The organism is Actinosynnema sp. (genome assembly GCF_052038725.1).
Genome location: NZ_JBQGCX010000322.1, coordinates 1 through 3,429 on the forward strand (window position 1 = coordinate 1; position 3,429 = coordinate 3,429).

General features: G+C 73.6%; 3 protein-coding genes. All 3 read left to right on the plus strand.

Features of this window, described 5'->3' with window-relative positions; translation table 11 throughout:
• Nucleotides 1-590: SDR family NAD(P)-dependent oxidoreductase (locus ACTUAL_RS06420; protein ID WP_440899598.1), on the plus strand; the 590-nt coding region annotated here is incomplete at its 5' end.
• Between the two features lie 191 nt (nt 591-781).
• Nucleotides 782-976 carry a hypothetical protein gene (locus ACTUAL_RS06425; RefSeq protein WP_440899599.1) on the plus strand — a complete coding sequence of 65 codons (195 nt, stop codon included), beginning with the start codon at nt 782-784 and terminating at the stop codon, nt 974-976.
• A 244-nt stretch (nt 977-1,220) separates the two neighbouring features.
• The gene (locus tag ACTUAL_RS06430; RefSeq protein WP_440899600.1) at nt 1,221-3,224 is read left to right on the plus strand and encodes an ATP-binding protein; all 2,004 of its coding nucleotides are present in this window, start codon (nt 1,221-1,223) and stop codon (nt 3,222-3,224) included.
• Nucleotides 3,225-3,429 lie beyond the last annotated feature (205 nt).

Below are 3,429 nucleotides of genomic sequence, written 5' to 3' on the forward strand. Positions count from 1 at the left end.
TCGCGGTCAACGTCATCGCGAACCACCTGCTCCTGCGCGTGCTCGCCGACCGCTTCACCACCCCGGCCCGCGTCGTGATCACCACCAGCGACACGCACTTCGGCGACCTCAAGCACAACCTCGGCATGGTCCCCGCCCCGCGCTGGCGCGACCCCGAGGTGCTCGCCGCGCCCGGCGCGTTCCCCAGGCCCGGCAGCGCCACCGCGGGCCGCGCCGCCTACTCCACCAGCAAGCTCGCCACCGTCCACCAGGTGCACGAGCTGGCCAGGAGGCTCCCGCCCGGTGTCGAGGTCCTCGCCCACAACCCCGGCTTCGTCCCCGGAACGGGCCTGACCCGCAACGCGGGCCCCGCCGTCCGCTTCACCGCCAAGCACTTCCTGCCCCTGCTCGCCAGGACCCCGATCGCCACCGACGTGACCACGGCGGGCCGCCACCTCGCCGAGTCCCTCACCCGCCCGATCACCACCGGCGACTACGTCGACCGCGACCACGTCGCCGACTCCGCGCCCCAGTCCTACGACCGGGACCGCGAGGCCCGCCTGTGGGCGGTGCTGGACGAGCTGTGCGGGACCTGGGTCCCTGCCCGGTAGGGACCGAAGACCGCTGACCGTGGCTGCCGCGAGGAGCAGGCTCGGAGCCAGGCAAGGGAGGTCCTCGGATGGCGATCACACCGGTTCACCCCCACAGCGCACCGGTCGCCGCGGCGGACGCGGAACCCCGCACCGCCGCACCGGCCCCCGACCCCCGCGCTCCCCTCTCCCCGGGGGGCGCGGTGGCGACGGTGACCTCCTTCGCCGCCACCCTGCCGGGCCTGCCCCTGCGCGCCGCGCTGCACGCGGTCGACGCCGCCCCGACGCCACGCCTGTGCGCCGGGACCGCGCTGACCGCCGCGCTCGCCGCCGCGAGGGGCGTGGGCCTGGCGACAGGTGGGGCCGTCGCACTGCTGCACGTGCTGGTCCACGCGTCGCACCGGTGAGGGACGGCCGCGCGGTCGCCGGGCAGCGACCGCGCACCCAGGGGCCGCCCGGCGTCCTGACCCCCGTGACGCCGGGCAGCCCCGCACTCCGCTAACAAAAAGTCACCAAATTCCGCCCGAACCAGCGACCTGAACGGTGGGCGCACATCACTTCGGTTGCTTTTGGTGAACGGCTCAGGTGCATCCCCGGTAAACCGTTCCCTCTGTCGAGCGAGACACGACGGAGGGACGGCAGGTGATACCGGTGGTGCACGACGATCAACTCAGGCCCGGTTCCCCGCTGCGCAGGGCCGCCCTGTTCGCCGCGCTCAACGCCGCAGCCTCCGCCCTGGGCGGCCTGGTGGTCGCCGACGGCGCCGTCCTCAACCAGGTCTGGCCCGCCACCGGCGTCCTCGCGGTCTGGTTCTGCCTCCAGCGCGGATGCGCCCGCCGCTGGGTCGACCTGACCGCCCTGACCGCCGTCACCCTGGCCTTCACCACCCCCACCGCGGGCTTCCCGATCGCCCTCGTCTGCCTGGTCACCACCGCCGCCCAGGGCGAGCTCTTCGCCCGCCTCCTGTCCCGCCTGCGCCCCGACCTGTGGGGCGCGGGCGGCACCCGCCCCTTCGGCCGGACCTCCGACCTGGGCGCCCTCCTGACCGCCGCCGTGGCGTCCACCACCGCAGGCGCGGTCCTGTGCGTCCTGGGCGTGCAACTGGCAGGCGGCCACCCCGCCTGGTCCGAGGCCCTGGTCTGGACCGCCCGCAACACCGCCAGCATCCTGCTGGTCGGCACCGCGGGCCTGTGCGTGAGCCGGGCCCGAGCCACCAACCGCGCCACCCCGCGCCGCCTGCACCTGCGCACCGCAGGCTTCCTCGAAGGCGTAGCGGTGGTCCTGGGCTCGGCCACCGCCTACCTCATCGCCTTCGTCTACAACCAGGGCCTCCCGCTGGCCTTCCCCCTGCTCCTGGTCACCGTCTGGGCCGCCCTGCGGATGCCCACCACCTTCGTGGCCCTGCACGACCTGGCACTGGGCGGCGCGGCCGTCCTGTTCACCCTGCACGGCTACGGCCCCTTCGCGTCCATCACCTCGCCGGTGACCCGCGTCCTGGTCGTGCAGGTCTTCATCCTCATGGTCGCCGTGGTCGGCCTCACCCTCGCCCTGGGCCGGGACGAGCGCACCGCCCTCCTCGACGAGCTGGCCCAGGGCCGCAGGGACGCCTCCGACCAGGCCGACCTGCTGGCCGCCATCATCGACTCCATGGCCGACGCCCTGGTCGTCGTGGACCGCGAGGGCACCCCCAGGCTCCGCAACCCGGCGGCCCGCCGCCTCCTGGGCGACGACCCCACCGCCACGACCCTCACCCGCCCGGACGGCACCCCGCTGGCGAACGCCGACCTCCCCCACGCGGTGGCCCTCTCCGGCCGCCGCCAGGCCCACGGCGAGGACCTCCTCCTGCACACCACGTCAACCGCGGAAACCCGGATCGCCCACATCACCGCCACCGCCCTCCCCGGCAACGAGGCGGCGGTGGTCCTCTTCCACGACGTCACCGCCGAGCGCAGGCACCGCGACGAACTGGCCAACTTCGCCGGTTCCGTGGCCCACGACCTCCTCACCCCCCTGACCACGGCCCACGGCTGGACCGACCTCACCGCGAGCCTCATCGAGGACCACCCCACCCACCCGGCCGCCAAGTCGCTCACCGACGCCATCGACCGCGTGGCCAGGGCGAACACCAGGATGAGCACCCTCATCACCGACCTGCTGGCCTACACCACGGCGAGGGACGCCACCGTCAACCCGGTGGCCATCGACCTGGGCGCCCTGGTCGCCGAGGTGGCCGCGGCCCGAGCCGACGCCGCAACCGCCACAGGCGCACCCCCGCCCAGCTTCCACATCAGCGACCTCCTCCCAGTCCGAGCCGACCCGGTCCTGCTCCGCCAACTGATCGACAACCTGCTCGGCAACGCGATCAAGTACACCGCCGAGGGCGTCCCCCCGCGCATCACCATCGACTCCCACGCAGACCGAGCAGGCGCCGTGCACGTCGACGTGGTCGACAACGGCATCGGCATCCCCGCAGGCCAACACGGCGCGATCTTCGACAACTTCCACCGAGCCCACCGCACCAGCGGAAAACTGGGCACCGGCCTGGGCCTGGCGATCTGCAAGCGCATAGTCGAACGCCACGGCGGAGAGATCACCGCCCAGGACAACCCAGGCGGCGGCTCCCGCTTCAGCTTCACCCTGCCCGCAGTGAGCTGATCGCACAGCCTGACCGCACACCGCTATGCAGCCTGGGCGCGACCCCGCGCAACCAGAGTTCGAACCCCGCACAGCCGAGATGCGCCCCAGCCCCGACCGCTTCGCGGGCTGCGGGGCGAGCGCAGCGAGCCCGCAGCACACTCACCCGCGTCCCTCTTTCCCGTTTGGCCTGGCGAAGCCCGAGCACGCTTGTCAAGACGCCGCC